We start from the raw sequence: 14,387 nt of genomic DNA on the forward strand, positions 1-14,387 counted from the left end.
CATGCTGGGGAAACTGGAGGGACGCCGAAAATCGGCCAGAGACCGATTGCTCGATCAAGCCGCAAGCATCTGGCTTTATTGGGAAAAGAGGATGGTGGACGCGACAGGGATTGAACCTGTGACCCCTACGATGTCAACGTAGTGCTCTCCCGCTGAGCTACGCGTCCGCCGAAGCGATCCGAAGCGCCTCGAGAGGCGTCCCGGCCGGGAAGGTGTGGGGGTATAGCGGCGGCTTCGCCGAGGCGCAAGCCGCCCTAAAACTTTTTAGGGCAACTTTTTAGGCGGCCATCATCTTTTCCACCTCGGCGACCAGGTCGCGCAGGTGGACGGGCTTGGACAGCACCTTGGCGCCCGCCGGCGCGCGGTCCTGGGCCGAGAGGGCGACGGCGGCGAAGCCGGTGATGAACATGATCCGCAGGCTGGGGTCGCGGGCGGCGGCCTGGCGGGCCACCTCGATGCCGTCCATGCCCGGCATGACGATGTCGGTCAGCAGCAGATCCCAAGGATGTTCCAGGTGCTGGACGGCTTCCTCGCCATCCGCGCAGGCCTGGACTTCGAAGCCGGCGCGTTCCAGCGCCCGCGCCAGGAAGCCGCGGAGGGAATCATCGTCTTCGGCGAGAAGGATGCGGGCCATGAGGTCACGTTCCAGGGAAAGTCGTCGATCGGAGACAGTCACCTTAGCGCGATGAGCGTAAATCGGGGATGAACCTAAGTGTCGCGGGCTGTGGACGAACCGCTATCGCGCTGTTTGTCGTTTGACCCGGCGCGGTCGGGCTTCGATGATGCCCGGATGAGCGCTTGGCGGCCCCTCTCGGCAGACAACGCCCCAAAGGACGGGGAGATGACCGCGCCGCTGGAGACGTTCGGCGGCCCGGCGTTCGAAGTGACGCGCGCCGCGCAAGCCGGAATCCCTCCGCCCACGGCCCTGGTGTTCGCTTCGCCCCATTCGGGCGGGATCTATCCGGAAGACATGATCGCCGCCGCCCGCCTGCCGGTCGAGACGCTGCGCGCCTCGGAGGACGCCTTCGTCGACCAGATCATCGCTGGCGCGCCGGCCCTGGGGGCCAGCGTCATCCGCGCCCGCCTCGCCCGCGCCTATGTCGATCTCAATCGCGAGCCGTGGGAGCTGGATCCCTCGATGTTCGCCGAGACCCTGCCCGACTACGCCCACGGCCGCTCGGCCCGGGTGGCGGCGGGGCTGGGCACGATTCCCCGCATCGCCGGCGAGGGGCGGCCGATCTACGCGCGCAAGCTGACCTTCGCCGAGGCCAGGGCGCGGGTGGAACTGACCCACCGCCCCTATCACGACGCGCTGGACCGCCAACTGGCGGCGGCGCGCGCCGCGCATGGGGCGGCGATTCTGATCGACTGGCATTCGATGCCGGCGGCCGCCGCGCACGGCCAACGCGCCCGAAACGGCGGTCCGTGCGACATCGTGCTGGGCGACCGCTTCGGCGCGGCCTGCTCTCCCAAGCTGACCGGCCTTGTCGAGCGCGAACTGGAAGCCCTGGGCTATCGCGTCGTCCGCAACGCCCCTTATGCCGGCGGTTACACCACCGAGCACTACGGCCGCCCGGCCCGGCGCACTCACGCCCTGCAGATCGAGATCAACCGCGCGCTCTACATGAACGAGACCACGCGCGAACCGACCGAAGGCCTGGCGCGGCTCACGGCCGACGCCGAGTCGCTGACCAGGGTGTTGGCGGCGCTGGATCTCGCGGAACTGCGTTAGGGCGAGAAGAATCCCGCGCTAGAATTGGGTCCGAGCCCACCTCCCGACGCGCCTTGTCATGGATCAATGACGCCCGTGGCCGCCCGGACCAAAAAAAGCCCGGCGAAACCGCCGGGCCAGTTCATTAGGGAGGAAACGCCCAGGAAGGGCAGAAGCGGCAGCGCCGCCTCACAGGAATGTTTATAGGGTGCGGCGCAAAAACAGGCAAGTGAAAAAGTCGCTGTTAATGTCGATTTTTTGACAGGAGTATCGCGCAACCCGTTGTGGGGTAAGGATCACAGAACGGCGCTACTCGGAAGTGCATTAAATTTAGGCATGTTGCAGCGCACAATTTGTTGCGTTTGAAACGGTCTCCAGTGAGAACACCTCGCAAACCCAAGGCTCATAAGGCTTTGCGGATGACACCGGTTACCTGCGACAAGTCTTTCCGAGCGTCAGGGGTGGATAAATCGGACGCAGTCGCGTAAAAGCCGCGCGCCTGACGCGCACAGCGTCATCTCCTATTCCTCCCGAAAGTCCGTCCGCTCCCATGTCCATGCGAAATATCGCCATCATCGCGCACGTCGATCATGGCAAGACCACCCTCGTCGACCAGCTGCTGGCCCAGTCGGGCGTCTTCCGCGCCAATGAAGCCACCACCGAGCGCGCCATGGACTCCAATGACCAGGAGCGTGAGCGCGGCATCACCATTCTGGCCAAGTGCACCAGCGTGCTGTGGAACGGTGAAGCGGGCGAAACCCGCATCAACATCATCGACACGCCCGGCCACGCCGACTTCGGCGGTGAAGTCGAGCGGATCCTCGGCATGGTGGACGGCTGCGTCCTGCTGGTCGACGCCGAGGAAGGCGTCATGCCGCAGACCAAGTTCGTGCTGACCAAGGCGCTGAAGATGGGCCTGAAGCCGATCCTCTGCATCAACAAGGTCGATCGCGCCCATGCCGATCCGGACCGCGTCCACAACGCCGCCTTCGACCTGTTCGCCGCCATCGGCGCCACGGACGAGCAGCTGGACTTCCCGCACATCTACGCCTCGGGGCGCGCCGGCTGGGCCACGCTCGACATGAACGTGCCCAACGATAACCTGGCCCCGTTGTTCGACCTGATCGTCCGCCACGTGCCGGAGCCGAAGCAGATCGCCAAGAAGGACGAGCCGTTCCAGATCCTGAACGTGCTGATCGAAAGCGACCCGTTCCTGGGCCGCCTGCTGACCGGCCGCATCGAGAGCGGCAAGGCCGTCCCGGGCATGGCCATCAAGGCCCTGGACCGCAACGGCAAGGAAATCGAGCGCGGCCGCATCACCAAGGTGCTGGCCTTCCGCGGCCTGAAGCGTTCGCCGGTCGATGAAGGCGCCGAGGCCGGTGACATCGTCGCCATCGCCGGCATGTCCAAGGCCACCGTCGCCGACACCCTGTGCGCCCTGGAAGTCACCGAGGCCCTGCCGGCCCAACCGATCGATCCGCCGACCATTTCGATGACCGTCTCGGTCAACGACAGCCCGCTGGCCGGCCGCGAAGGCGACAAGGTGCAAAGCCGCGTCATCCGCGACCGCCTGCTGAAGGAAGCCGAATCGAACGTGGCCATCAAGGTCACCGAGACCGCCGAGGGCGACGCCTATGAAGTCGCCGGCCGCGGCGAACTGCAGCTGGGCGTCCTGATCGAGAACATGCGCCGCGAAGGCTTCGAGGTCTCGATCTCGCGTCCGCGCGTCGTGTTCCAGACCGATCCGGAAACCGGCAAGCGCCTGGAGCCGATGGAAGACGTCATGATCGACGTCGACGACGAGTTCTCGGGCATCGTCATCGAGAAGCTGTCGCTGCGGAAGGCCGAGCTGAAGGACATGGGCCCGTCGGGCGCGGGCAAGACCCGCATCCAGCTGGTCGCTCCGTCGCGCTCGCTGATCGGCTATCAGGGCGAGTTCCTGACCGACACGCGCGGTTCGGGCGTGCTGAACCGCGTGTTCAGCCACTATGAGCCCTACAAGGGCGCGATCGACCAGCAGCGCAAGGGCGTGCTGATCTCCAACTCGGACGGTGAGACGGCGGCCTATGCGCTGTGGAACCTGGAAGAGCGTGGCGTGATGTTCGTCGGCGCCGGCGAGAAGACCTATCTGGGCATGATCATCGGCGAGAACGCCCGTCAGGACGACCTCGACGTCAACCCGATGAAGGCCAAGCAGCTGACCAACGTCCGCGCCTCGGGCAAGGACGAATCGATCCGCCTGACCCCGCCGCGCCGCATGACCCTCGAGCAGGCCATCGCCTATATCGAGGAAGACGAGCTGGTCGAGGTGACCCCGAAGAACATCCGCCTGCGCAAGCAGATCCTGAACCCGTCGTTCCGCAAGCGTCGCGTCAAGGAAGAGTAGGATTCTTCACCCTTCGAGAATTGGGCCGCTGTTCGAAAGGACGGCGGCCTTTTTCTTTGCCCCGGCCCCTTCCCCTTTTCCCGGGCGAAAGCCCACTCCAGACGGAGCAGCGCCGGGGCGGTCCCAGAAACACCACGCCAAGCCGGTCGGCCCGGCGCTCCGAGATCTAGGCCCCAGCTTTCGTCGGGAAGAACGGAGCGGAGCGTCAACTGGCGAGCCGGTCGCGAATACAGCCATGCATTCGATTTCATCGCGTGATTTGCTTCGCCAAATCACGAACTTAACCGGAGGTTTACCCGGGCGAAGGATGGTTGGCCCAGCAGATCTCCACTCCAGTTGAGACGAGGACAGCGCGTGCGCGCCATCAGTTCGATGATCGGCCGCGGCCTGGCCGCGCTCGCTGAGCGCGTGAACCCGGCCGTGCCCGAGGCCATGGCCGGACGCGTACGCATGGAGCAGGTACAGTCCATTCTGCGCATGACCCCGGTGATGATGAGCGCCAACATCGTCATCGCCCTGCTGGTCAATCTGGCCGGCCTGACCGGGCCGCACCGTGTCATCCTGACAGTCTGGGCGGCGACGGTGATGAGCTACGCCCTGCTCGGCCTGCGCGGCTGGTACGCCGCCCGGCGCCTCAAGAGCGCCAAGTCCGCGGTTTCCGCGCGCGGCGCGCGCCGCATCGTCATCCAGGCGGGCCTGCTGGGTCTGCTGTGGAGCGTGCTGCCCGTCCTGACCATGCCCAAGGCTCAGGGCTTCTCGGGCGCCATGCCGATGCTGGTCGCCTCGGTCCTGGCCGGGATGATCGGCTGTGGCGGCTTCGCCATGCTGACCCTGCCAGCCGCCGCCATCGCCTATTCGACCCCCATGGTCATTGGCGCCCTGTGGGCGCTGGCCACGAGCCACGACCCGATTCTGTACGCCCTGGGCGGCCTGCTGATCTTCTGCCACCTGGTGGTCAGCGTCTCGTGCCTGTCGCACGCCAAGATCTTCGTCGAACGCCTGGTCGCCGCCGATGAGCTGGAACAGCAGAGGCAGGTTGTCTCTCTGCTGCTCAGCGACTTCGAGGAAGGCGCCAGCGACTGGCTGTGGGAGGTCGACGCTTCCGGGGCCATGACCTATGTCTCCGACCGCATGGCCGCCGCGGCCGGCGCCGACAAGGACGCGCTGATCGGCCGGCCGATGTCCGAGCTGTGCGGCGCGGCCGAGGCCCCGAGCGGCCCGGTCGCCTCCCTCTCGGCCCTGTTCGCCGAACAGAAAACCTTCCGCGACGTGGTCGTCTCGATCGGCGTCGGCGAGGAGACCCACTGGTGGTCGCTGTCGGCCAAGCCCGTGCTCGACATGGACGGCGCCTTCATCGGCTTCCGAGGCGTGGGCGCCGACATCACCCAGGCCCGCGAGGACCAGGCCCGCATCTCGCGCCTGGCCCACTACGACGTGCTGACCCAACTGCCCAACCGCCTGTCGTTCCTGCAGGCCCTAGGCAAGGCCTGGAACGAGCATGGCAAGCCCAAGGCCCACGGCGGAAGCGGCCTGGGCTGCGCCGTGCTGTGCCTGGACCTCGACCATTTCAAGGGCGTCAATGACAGCCTGGGCCACCCGATCGGCGACGCCTTGCTGGTCCAGGCCGCCGCGCGCCTGCGCGACTGTGTCGGGGCCCAGGGTCTGGTCTCACGGCTCGGCGGCGACGAGTTCGCCGTGGTCATCGCCCCCTCGCCGGGCGCGGAGGCGCTGGGCGCCCTGGCCATGGCCGTCGTCGACACGCTCTCGGATCCCTACGACGTCCGCGGCCACAACGTGCTGATCGGCGCCAGCGTCGGCATCGCCGTCGCGCCATTCGACGCCGACGATCCGGACGGCCTTCTGAAGAACGCGGACCTGGCTCTCTACCGCGCGAAGGGCGACGGACGCGGAGCCTATCGCTTCTTCGAGACCGCCATGGACGTCTGGGCCCAGGAGCGCCGGGCGCTGGAGCTGGACCTGCGCGACGCCCTGGCCAAAAACGAGCTCAAGCTGTTCTTCCAGCCTCTGATCGGCGCTCATGAGCACGAGACCACGGGCTTCGAGGCCTTGTTGCGCTGGCAGCATCCGCGCCGGGGCCTGGTGCCGCCGGCCGACTTCATCGAGTGCGCCGAGCAATGGGGCCTGATCGGCAAGATCGGCGAGTGGGTGCTGCACGAGGCCTGCCGCACCGCCGCCGGCTGGCCCCCGCATCTGACCGTCGCCGTCAACCTCTCGCCCAACCAGTTCGCGTCCGGCGAGCTGGTCGCCCAGGTCAAGGCGGCTCTCGCCGGTTCGGGCCTGGCGCCGGGCCGCCTGGAACTGGAAATCACCGAGGGCCTGCTGCTGCACGACAGCGCCAAGACCCTGGAACAGCTGGCCGCCCTGAAGGCCCTGGGCGTCAAGATCGCCATGGACGACTTCGGCACCGGCTATTCCAGCCTAGCCTATCTGTGGCGCTTCCCGTTCGACAAGATCAAGATCGACCGGTCGTTCGTGGCGGAGATGCAGGACAACACGGCCATCGCCGACATCCTGCGCACCATCGCCCTCCTGGGCCAGACCCTGAACCTGGAAGTCACCGCGGAAGGCGTCGAGACCGCCGCCCAGGCGCGGCTGCTGTCCGACATGCGCTGCGACACCTTCCAGGGCTTCCTGTACGGGCGGCCGATGCCGGTGGGCGACATCCCGAGCTTCCTGCTGTCGAACCTGGCGCGACAGATGCGTCGGGAAGGCGAGGACGATGGCGCGGAAGAAGAAGCGGCGCTCGGTTAGTCGCCCCTACTTCTTCACCAACCCCAGGATCCACAGAAGCACGATCGCGCCCAGGGTCGAAATCACCAGGCTGCCGACCCAGCCCCAGAAGTGGATGCCCAGCATCCCGGCCAGGAACGCGCCGAGCAGCGCGCCGACTAGGCCGACGATCAGGTTGGTCAGCAGGCCATGGTCCCGCTTCATGATCTTCTCGGCGATCCAGCCGGCGAAGATGCCGATGATGATGGCTCCGATGAAACCGACGCCGTGCATGTGATGCCCTCCTCTGGAAGCTAAGCCACGAGAATGCGCGAGCGGCCGCCGGGTTTCAGAATTCCCGCGCCGTGTTAGGCAAGGGCATGGTCCATCCCGTATTCGACAACCTGCCCACCACGATCTTCGAGCGGATGAGCGGCCTGGCCCGCCAGCACGGCGCCATCAATCTGGGCCAGGGCTTTCCCGACGATCAGGGCCCCCTGCCCGTCCGCGAAGCGGCGGCGCGGGCGCTGATCGAGGGCTCCAACCAGTATCCGCCGATGCGCGGCCTGCCGGAGCTGCGCGCCGCGGTGGCCGGGCACTATGGCCGGGCTCAGGACCTGCGGCTTGATCCGGCTACGGAGATCGTCATCACCTCCGGCGCCACCGAGGCCCTGGCGGCGGCGTTCACGGCCCTGATCTCGCCCGGCGACGAGGTCGTGCTGTTCCAACCGCTGTACGACGCCTACCTGCCTCTGGTCCGCCGCGCGGGCGGAATCCCCCGCCTCGTCCGTCTGGCCCCGCCGCACTGGCGGTTCGACAGGGCAATGCTGGAGGCGGCGTTCAGCGAAAAGACCCGGATGGTGGTGCTGAACAGCCCGTTGAACCCGGCCGGGATCGTCACGCCCGACGAGGACCTGGCCTTGCTGGCCGAGTTCTGCGTCAAGCACGGCGCGATCGCGGTGTGCGACGAGGTCTGGGAGGCGGTCGTGTTCGACGGCCGCGAGCATCGACCGCTGATGACCTTCCCGGGGATGCGCGAGCGGACGGTGAAGATCGGCTCGGCCGGCAAGCTGTTCGGCATGACCGGCTGGAAGGTCGGCTTCCTGATGGCCGCCCCCGCCCTGACCAGGGCCCTGGCGGCGGCGCACCAGTTCCTGACCTTCACCACGCCGCCGAACCTGCAGGTCGGCGTGGCGTGGGGCCTCGACAACCACCGCGCCTGGTTCGACGAGATGCCTGTCGAGATGCAGCGCTCCCGCGACCGCCTGACCGCCGGCCTGCGCGCGGCCGGCTATGTCGTGCTGGAGAGCCAGGGGACGTACTTCCTCAACGTCGACCTGACGGCGTCGGGGATTCCGGTCGATGACGTGACCTTCTGTGAGCGGACGGTCGTCGAGTTTGGCGTGGCGGCGATCCCGGTGTCGGCGTTCTTCGCCGAGGACCCTGTGCGCAACGTGGTGCGGCTATGCTTCGCCAAGGCGGACGCGACTCTGGACGCGGCGGTGGAGCGGCTGGCGAGAGCTCGGGCTTCTTTCAGCTAGCCAGAGCTTATCAGCCAGAGGCTACAGCGCGCTCAGTCCCGCCATCACCTCGCGCGCCACACCGCGCGCCAGGCACGTGTCCATCACCGACAGCAAGTTCCGCAGGTCGATCGGCTTGGCGACGTGCGCGTCGCAGCCCGCCTCCAGGCACGTCTTGATCTGCGCCGACATCACGTCGGCCGTCAGCGCGATCACCGGCAGCCGCGCCAAACGCGAATCCGCGCGCAGCCGACGCGTGGCCTCAAGCCCGTCCATCACCGGCATGTTGACGTCCATCAGGACGAGGTCGACCGGCTCGCGCTCCAACACGTCCAACGCCTCCTGGCCGTTCTGGGCCTCGACCAGCTCGCACTCGAACGGCTCGAGGAAGAGGCGAATGACGCGGCGGTTGACCGGATGGTCGTCGACCACCAGCACGCGGCGGCCATGCAGGGCGGCGAACCGGACATTGTCCTCGCCAGCCTCGGCCTGGCTGGCCGGCAGTTCGGAGGCGTCGGCCGCGTCGACCAGCATCTCGATGGTGAAGACCGAACCTCGTCCCTCTTCGCTTTCGACGCGGATCTCGCCGCGCATCATCTCGACCAGCCGACGGGTGATGTTCAGGCCAAGGCCCGTGCCGCCGAAGTTGCGGGTGGTCGAGGCGTCGGCCTGGGTGAAGGGGAGGAACAGCTTGGCGACCGTGGACTCGGTCATGCCGATGCCCGTGTCGGACACCCGCAGGCGCACGCGAACCCGCCCCTCCTCTTCCGGATAGCAGGCCAGGGCCACCTCGACCTTGCCCGTGGTCGTGAACTTCAGCGCGTTGGAGACCAGGTTGGTCAGACACTGGCGCACCCGCACCCCGTCGAACATCAGCGGCCCGGGCGCCTCGCTCTCCACCTTGAAGGTCAGCAGCACGCCCTTTTCGCGCGCCGTCGGCTGGTAGCCGCCGACCAGACGGGCGCAGGTCTGGACCAGATCGCCAACCGTGGGGGCGATCTCCAGCTTGCCGGCCTCGATCTTGGAGAGGTCGAGAATATCGTTCAGCAGGACCAGCAGCGTGTCGCCGCTGTCCATGATCAGGTCGACCTGCTCGCGTTGCTCCGGCGTCAGGGTCCCGGCGCGCAAGGCTTGGGTCAGGCCCAGCATCCCGTTCAGCGGCGTACGCAGCTCGTGACTCATGACCGCCAGGAAGGCCGACTTGGCCTTGCTGGCGGCTTCCGCGTGCTCCTGGGCGCCCTTCAGGCGGCGGGAGGCGCGACGCTGGTGGAGGGCCCAGGCGATGCCCCCGGCGACCAGCACGCCGAGCAAGAGCGCGATGACAACCGACGCCCGCGCCAGGCTGCGGCTGAGCCGCACCTCCTCGGTCAGGCGGCGGCTCTCGTCGCGCTTGGCGCGCAGTTCGCTGTCGAGGGCGGAGGATAACTCGGTCACGCTGCGCGCGTGGGCCTTCTCGGTCTCAGCGCTATTGGCCCGCCGCCAGGCGTCCAACTCGCGGAAAGCCAGGTCGCTGCGGCCTTCCGCCTGGTCGATATAGGCCTGGACCAGCGCCTCGGCGCCCGGGTCGCGCTGGGTCAGCACGGTGGGAATGGTTTTCAGCCGCTCCAGGTCGGCGCGGGCCTCGAACGGCCATGCCCAGCTGGGCCAGAGCCTGGGCGCGCTGGCCCAGCATGATGACTTGAAGCCGGCGACTGGGGTTGTCGAGCTCTGCCCGGGCGCCGCTCAGGCACGCCAGCACCTTGCGCGGCTGGTTCAGCATCAGAGCGATGCGGGCGCACAGGTGCTGGTCCCAGGTCAGAAGATCCTTGTCGCCGTCGGCCACGACCATGCGGTGGTGCAGGTCGGCCATGCGCTGGGCCGCGCCCAGCTCGCCCAGGTCGGCGGCGGTGTAGGCGATGTCGTAGATCCGCTCGATCTTGCGGACGTGGAAGGAGTCGCGTTCGTCCAGCCGCACGGCCTGGGCCATGTGGTCCAAGGCGCCTTCCTTGTCGCCGATGTCCGACAGCGTGTAGCTGTGCACCTGATGCAATTCGGCCAGCACAGGCTCGGCGATACGGCCGCGCCGTTCGATATCGACCTGCAGGTCGGCGGCCAGCCGGGCGGCCTCCGCCCAGCGGCCGGTCTGCCCCAGGTGCCGCACGCGCTCGATCCCGGCCATCACGCGGATGTCGGGACCCGATCCACTCAGATACTTGCGCCAGTCGCCGTCGGTGAAGGCGCGGAAGCCGTGCGTCTCGTGGCGATAGGCCAGGGCCTCCAGCTCGACCAGGGTGGCGAGCTGGGTGTCGTGATCGCGCGCGGCGGCCTCGCGGGCCAGCTTGACCCAGGCGTCGAACCGGCCTTCGATCTGATTGCTCTTGTAGGCGTAGAGAACGCGCCACAGGCCATAGAGCCGGGCCTGACCGTGATCGCGCAGGACGCGGCGGCCGGCGCGTTCGATATCCTCGTTGTCGCGCGGAGGGTTGCGAACCTCGTGCGCGCCTATTTCCTGAGCCAGCTCATCCAACCGCTGGGCCAAAGGCTGGGCGTCGCCCTGCGCCTCAGCGGCGCCGGCCGTGAACGACCCAATCAAGGCGAGAAGGACGAGAAGGCGCCGCAAGTCCGGTTTCCTGGAGACTGCAGTCACCCTTCGAGGGGATAGATGTAGGACCAGTTAAGCTTATCGCCGGCATTGAGCGACTTCGGGTTCGAACGGCTCAAATGGTCGCGCCGCCATCCACCACCAGCGCCTGCCCCGTCATGAAGCTGCCGGCCTTTGAGGCGAGATAGACCGCCGCCCCGGCCAGTTCGTCCGGCTCGCCGATCCGGCGCAGCGGCACGGCCGTGGTCGCGCGCTTCAGGGTCTCGGGATTCTCCCACAGGGCCCGGGCGAAATCGGTCTTGATCAGACCCGGCGCGATGCAGTTGACCCGCACGTTGTCCGGCCCGAACTCGTGAGCCAGGTTGCGCGCCAATTGAAAGTCCGCGGCCTTGGAGATGTTGTAGGCCCCGATGATGGCGTTGCCGCGCAGACCGCCGATCGACGAGACAATGATGATCGCGCCGTCCTTCCGCTCGCGCATCTCCGGCGCGACCATGCCGATCAGCCAGTGGTTGCTGATGATGTTGTTGTCCAGAATCTTGCGGAACTGGTCGTCGCTGATCCCGGCCAGCGGCCCGTAGTAGGGATTGCTGGCGGCATTGCAGACGCAGATGTCGACCTGTCCGAAGACCTTGCGAGTCTGGTCGACGAGGTGCTGGAGATCCTCCTTCGAGGCGATATTGGCCGGGACCGCGATGGCCGTCCCCGGTCCGTATCGGGCGTTGAGATCGGCGGCGACGGCCTCGCACGGTTCCAGCTTGCGCGAGGAAATGACCACCTTGGCGCCGTGCTCGGCCATCCGCTCGGCGATCGCCTTGCCGATGCCCCGCGAGGATCCGGTGATGATCGCCACCTTGCCGGTCAGGTCGAAGAGGTTCATGGCGCCGCCCTAAACGTTTGTTTGAATTTTCCCTCAAACTGGCGGCAAGGCGGCGGTGGGTCAAGCACTCCCGTCATCCCGGCCCTCGGCGGCGCTGCGGTCGGGATGACGGGGGACGGAGGATCCTAGTCCAGGAACCCCGTGATGATCGCCGTGGTCGCGGCGGGTTGCTCCTCCATCACCCAGTGTCCGGAGTCGGGCAGCACCTTGGCCGTTACGTCGCTGGCCACGAAGCGCAGCACCTCGGCCTGGCGCTCGCCGAAGGAGTGGTCGGCGCCGACCGCCAGCACCGGCATGGGCAGCTTGCCCTTGGCGGCGAAGGCCTTGTTGTCGACCGCGTCCTGGGTGAAGGCCTTGAACTGCTCAAAGGCCGAGTGCATCGCGCCGGGGCGGGCGTAGAGCGCCGCGTAGTGCTGGCGGGTCTCTTCGGTGATCGCGGCGGGCTTGAACGACAGCTCGTTGTAGAAGCGGTCCAGATAGATGCGCTCGCGGCCAGCGACCAGGCGCTCCATGTCCGGGCCGCGGAAGTTGAAGTGCCACAGCATCGGCAGCTTCAGGATTTCCTCCCAGGGCCCGACGCCCGGCAGCGGGGCGTCGATCACCACCCATTTGGTGATGCGGTCGGGATGCTCAGCGGCCAGGGCGTAGCCGACCATGTTGCCGATGTCGTGGGTGACCAGCTGAGCCTTCTGGACCTTCAGGACGTCCATCACCGCGGCGATGTCTTCGCCTTGCGTCTTCTTGTCGTAGCCGCCTTCTGGATGGGCTGACAGGCCCATGCCGCGCAGATCGGGCACGATCACGGTATGGGTCTTGGCCAGTTCCTTGGCCGCCGGAGCCCACATGTCGCCGGTGTCGGCGAAGCCGTGCAGCAGCACCACCGCCGGACCCGTCCCGCCGACACGGACGTGCAGGGTCGTGCCGTTGGCGGCGATGTCGCTGGCCTTGAAGCCGGCGGGGAACGGCTCGACCGCGTGGGCCGAGGTCGTGGCGAACAGGGTCGAGGCGGTCAGGGCGGCGAGCGCGCCGGCGAGCTTGCGGGTCATGGTCTTATCCTTGGCGGGTCGGACCGTCCGACCGTTGACAGCGACCATCCGTCTTTCGGCCCCGCGCCTCTGTGCTGGAGCCGCCGGAATTTGGCGAATTCAATCACGGAACGGCGTTCTTTGGAATTTTTCAGGCCGGATGTCGGGACGCCTGGATCCTGGCCGTCCTTGGGGCGAGAACGCCAAGACACAGGAGACGCTCGATGCCGCTCGACACCGCCGACTTCCCTTCCGATCGCGAACTCGTCCTTGAGCGGATTATCGATGCGCCGCGCGAGAAGCTCTACAAATGCTGGACCACGCCGGAGCTGATGCCGAAGTGGTTCTGCCCCAAACCCTGGACGGTCTCCAATGTCCGCATGGATGTCCGCACCGGCGGCGACACATATCTGGAAATGAACGGGCCGAACGGCGAGGTCGCGCCGCAGCCGGGCGTCTATCTGGAAGTGATCCCCAACGAGAAGATCGTCTTCACCGACGCCTTCACCGAGACCTGGAAGCCCTCGGCCAAGCCGTTCATGGTCGGCATTATCACCTTCGAGGATCTGGGCGACGGCAAGACCCGCTATCGCGCCGTGGTTCGCCACTGGACCGCCGAGGACAAGGCCGCCCACGAGCAGATGGGCTTCCACGAGGGCTGGGGGATCGTGGCGGATCAGCTGGCGGCGCTGGCGGCGACGCTCTGACGTTCCCTCACGAACACTTCGACCAACCGCTCATGTCCAGATGGAAGTGATCGCGGTGCTCGGCGTTGTAGTCCGGGCTCAGCGTGGTCAGGAAGACCCGGCAGGCGCCGTCGCGCACGCGCCGGAGGAACTGGCCGCGCGGACCCGGATCGGTCCAGTCCGACGCCACGCTGACGACCTGACCGTCGGTCAGCCGGAAGCCGGCGATGTCGATGGCGTCGGCGCGGGCGTGCTCGCTGACCGGCCCGTCCTTCTGGCCGTACATCCGCCGGCAGGCATAGCTGCCATAGTGCTCGATGCCCGCCACGCCCTGGCCCAGCAATTCGTCGGCGGCCGGCTGCACCACCTGGCGCTCCCAGATGGTCAGGGCCAGGGCCTCCTTGCAGGCCAGCGGCGCCTCGGCCGGCTCCAGCCTGGCCAGGCCCGACCGCAGTTGCACCGCATCGCGTAGTTCGCAGAACTCGCCCTCCGCGCGCTCCGGAACCTCGACATAGACGACCCCGGCCTTGGCCATGATTGCGCGACACAGCTTGGGATCGGCCCCGGCCCGCGCAGCCTTGACCCGGGTGGCCAGGCCCACGGGATCGACGACGCTGAGCGGCTTCCAAGGCAGGTGCTGGTCGGGGACCTTCCGCTCGGCCACGAAAACCATCAGCAGCACGATCAGCCAGAGGATGACGAGGCCGGCGTAGCGGGCCAGGCGCGCCCGATGACGGACCTCGTGCTCGATGCGCGGATTGTGCGGAACGCGGTAGCGCATGGAACGGGGGAAGCGCCTCGGAGGAAACGGTTAACGCCGGTCACCAAGCACGACCCAGGCGACGGGTTCAACCGTCGAGGTTCCCCG

Annotated in this window: 10 protein-coding genes, 1 tRNA gene and 1 pseudogene; 5 read left to right on the forward strand and 7 right to left on the reverse strand. The window is 67.3% G+C overall.

Translation table 11 applies throughout. The features are described from left to right. Positions 1-92 precede the first annotated feature (92 nt). Both ACHMW8_RS03480 and cpdR read right to left on the reverse strand, forming a co-directional pair. Positions 93-167, reverse strand: a tRNA-Val gene (locus tag ACHMW8_RS03480). Between the two features lie 110 nt (positions 168-277). Next, a complete protein-coding gene (cpdR, locus tag ACHMW8_RS03485) occupies positions 278-634 on the reverse strand; it encodes a cell cycle two-component system response regulator CpdR (protein WP_004616083.1) in 357 nt (118 codons plus the stop codon). 156 nt (positions 635-790) lie between these two features. On the opposite strand from cpdR, the gene ACHMW8_RS03490 reads away from it, so the two are divergent. The 3 genes from ACHMW8_RS03490 to ACHMW8_RS03500 all read left to right on the forward strand — a co-directional run bounded on the left by ACHMW8_RS03490 (position 791) and on the right by ACHMW8_RS03500 (position 6,869). Continuing rightward, entirely contained in the window at positions 791-1,732 is a 942-nt protein-coding gene (locus tag ACHMW8_RS03490; RefSeq protein WP_395444761.1) for an N-formylglutamate amidohydrolase, read from the forward strand. Between the two features lie 529 nt (positions 1,733-2,261). After that, a complete protein-coding gene (typA, locus tag ACHMW8_RS03495; protein ID WP_125155370.1) occupies positions 2,262-4,097 on the forward strand; it encodes a translational GTPase TypA in 1,836 nt (611 codons plus the stop codon). A 354-nt stretch (positions 4,098-4,451) separates the two neighbouring features. Next, positions 4,452-6,869, forward strand: coding sequence for a putative bifunctional diguanylate cyclase/phosphodiesterase (locus ACHMW8_RS03500; protein WP_395444762.1), 2,418 nt, complete (start codon positions 4,452-4,454; stop codon positions 6,867-6,869). Between the two features lie 6 nt (positions 6,870-6,875). Here the strand turns inward: ACHMW8_RS03500 and ACHMW8_RS03505 are convergent, their stop codons facing one another. After that, a complete protein-coding gene (locus tag ACHMW8_RS03505) occupies positions 6,876-7,121 on the reverse strand; it encodes a GlsB/YeaQ/YmgE family stress response membrane protein (RefSeq protein WP_125155368.1) in 246 nt (81 codons plus the stop codon). Between the two features lie 86 nt (positions 7,122-7,207). Between ACHMW8_RS03505 and ACHMW8_RS03510 the strand changes: the two genes are divergently transcribed. Then, positions 7,208-8,368 (forward strand): aminotransferase, encoded by a 1,161-nt coding sequence (locus tag ACHMW8_RS03510; protein ID WP_395444763.1) that lies wholly within the window; start codon positions 7,208-7,210, stop codon positions 8,366-8,368. A 21-nt stretch (positions 8,369-8,389) separates the two neighbouring features. Here ACHMW8_RS03510 and ACHMW8_RS03515 read toward each other — a convergent pair. The 3 genes and pseudogenes from ACHMW8_RS03515 to ACHMW8_RS03525 form a co-directional block, all read right to left on the reverse strand. After that, positions 8,390-10,946 (reverse strand): annotated as a pseudogene (locus ACHMW8_RS03515) (response regulator). Positions 10,947-11,043: 97 nt separating this feature from the next. Next, a complete protein-coding gene (locus ACHMW8_RS03520) occupies positions 11,044-11,808 on the reverse strand; it encodes an SDR family oxidoreductase (RefSeq protein ID WP_395444764.1) in 765 nt (254 codons plus the stop codon). Between the two features lie 125 nt (positions 11,809-11,933). After that, positions 11,934-12,854, reverse strand: coding sequence for an alpha/beta fold hydrolase (locus ACHMW8_RS03525; RefSeq protein ID WP_395444765.1), 921 nt, complete (start codon positions 12,852-12,854; stop codon positions 11,934-11,936). Positions 12,855-13,057: 203 nt separating this feature from the next. Between ACHMW8_RS03525 and ACHMW8_RS03530 the strand changes: the two genes are divergently transcribed. Further along, positions 13,058-13,540: an SRPBCC family protein gene (locus ACHMW8_RS03530; RefSeq protein ID WP_125155363.1), complete on the forward strand. Its 483-nt coding sequence runs from the start codon at positions 13,058-13,060 to the stop codon at positions 13,538-13,540. A gap of 7 nt (positions 13,541-13,547) precedes the next feature. On the opposite strand, the gene ACHMW8_RS03535 is transcribed toward ACHMW8_RS03530, so the two are convergent. Continuing rightward, positions 13,548-14,300 carry an extensin family protein gene (locus ACHMW8_RS03535; protein WP_395444766.1) on the reverse strand — a complete coding sequence of 251 codons (753 nt, stop codon included), beginning with the start codon at positions 14,298-14,300 and terminating at the stop codon, positions 13,548-13,550. Positions 14,301-14,387: the final 87 nt, after the last annotated feature.

Source organism: Caulobacter sp. UC70_42, assembly GCF_044056025.1.
Taxonomy (GTDB): Bacteria; Pseudomonadota; Alphaproteobacteria; order Caulobacterales; family Caulobacteraceae; genus Caulobacter.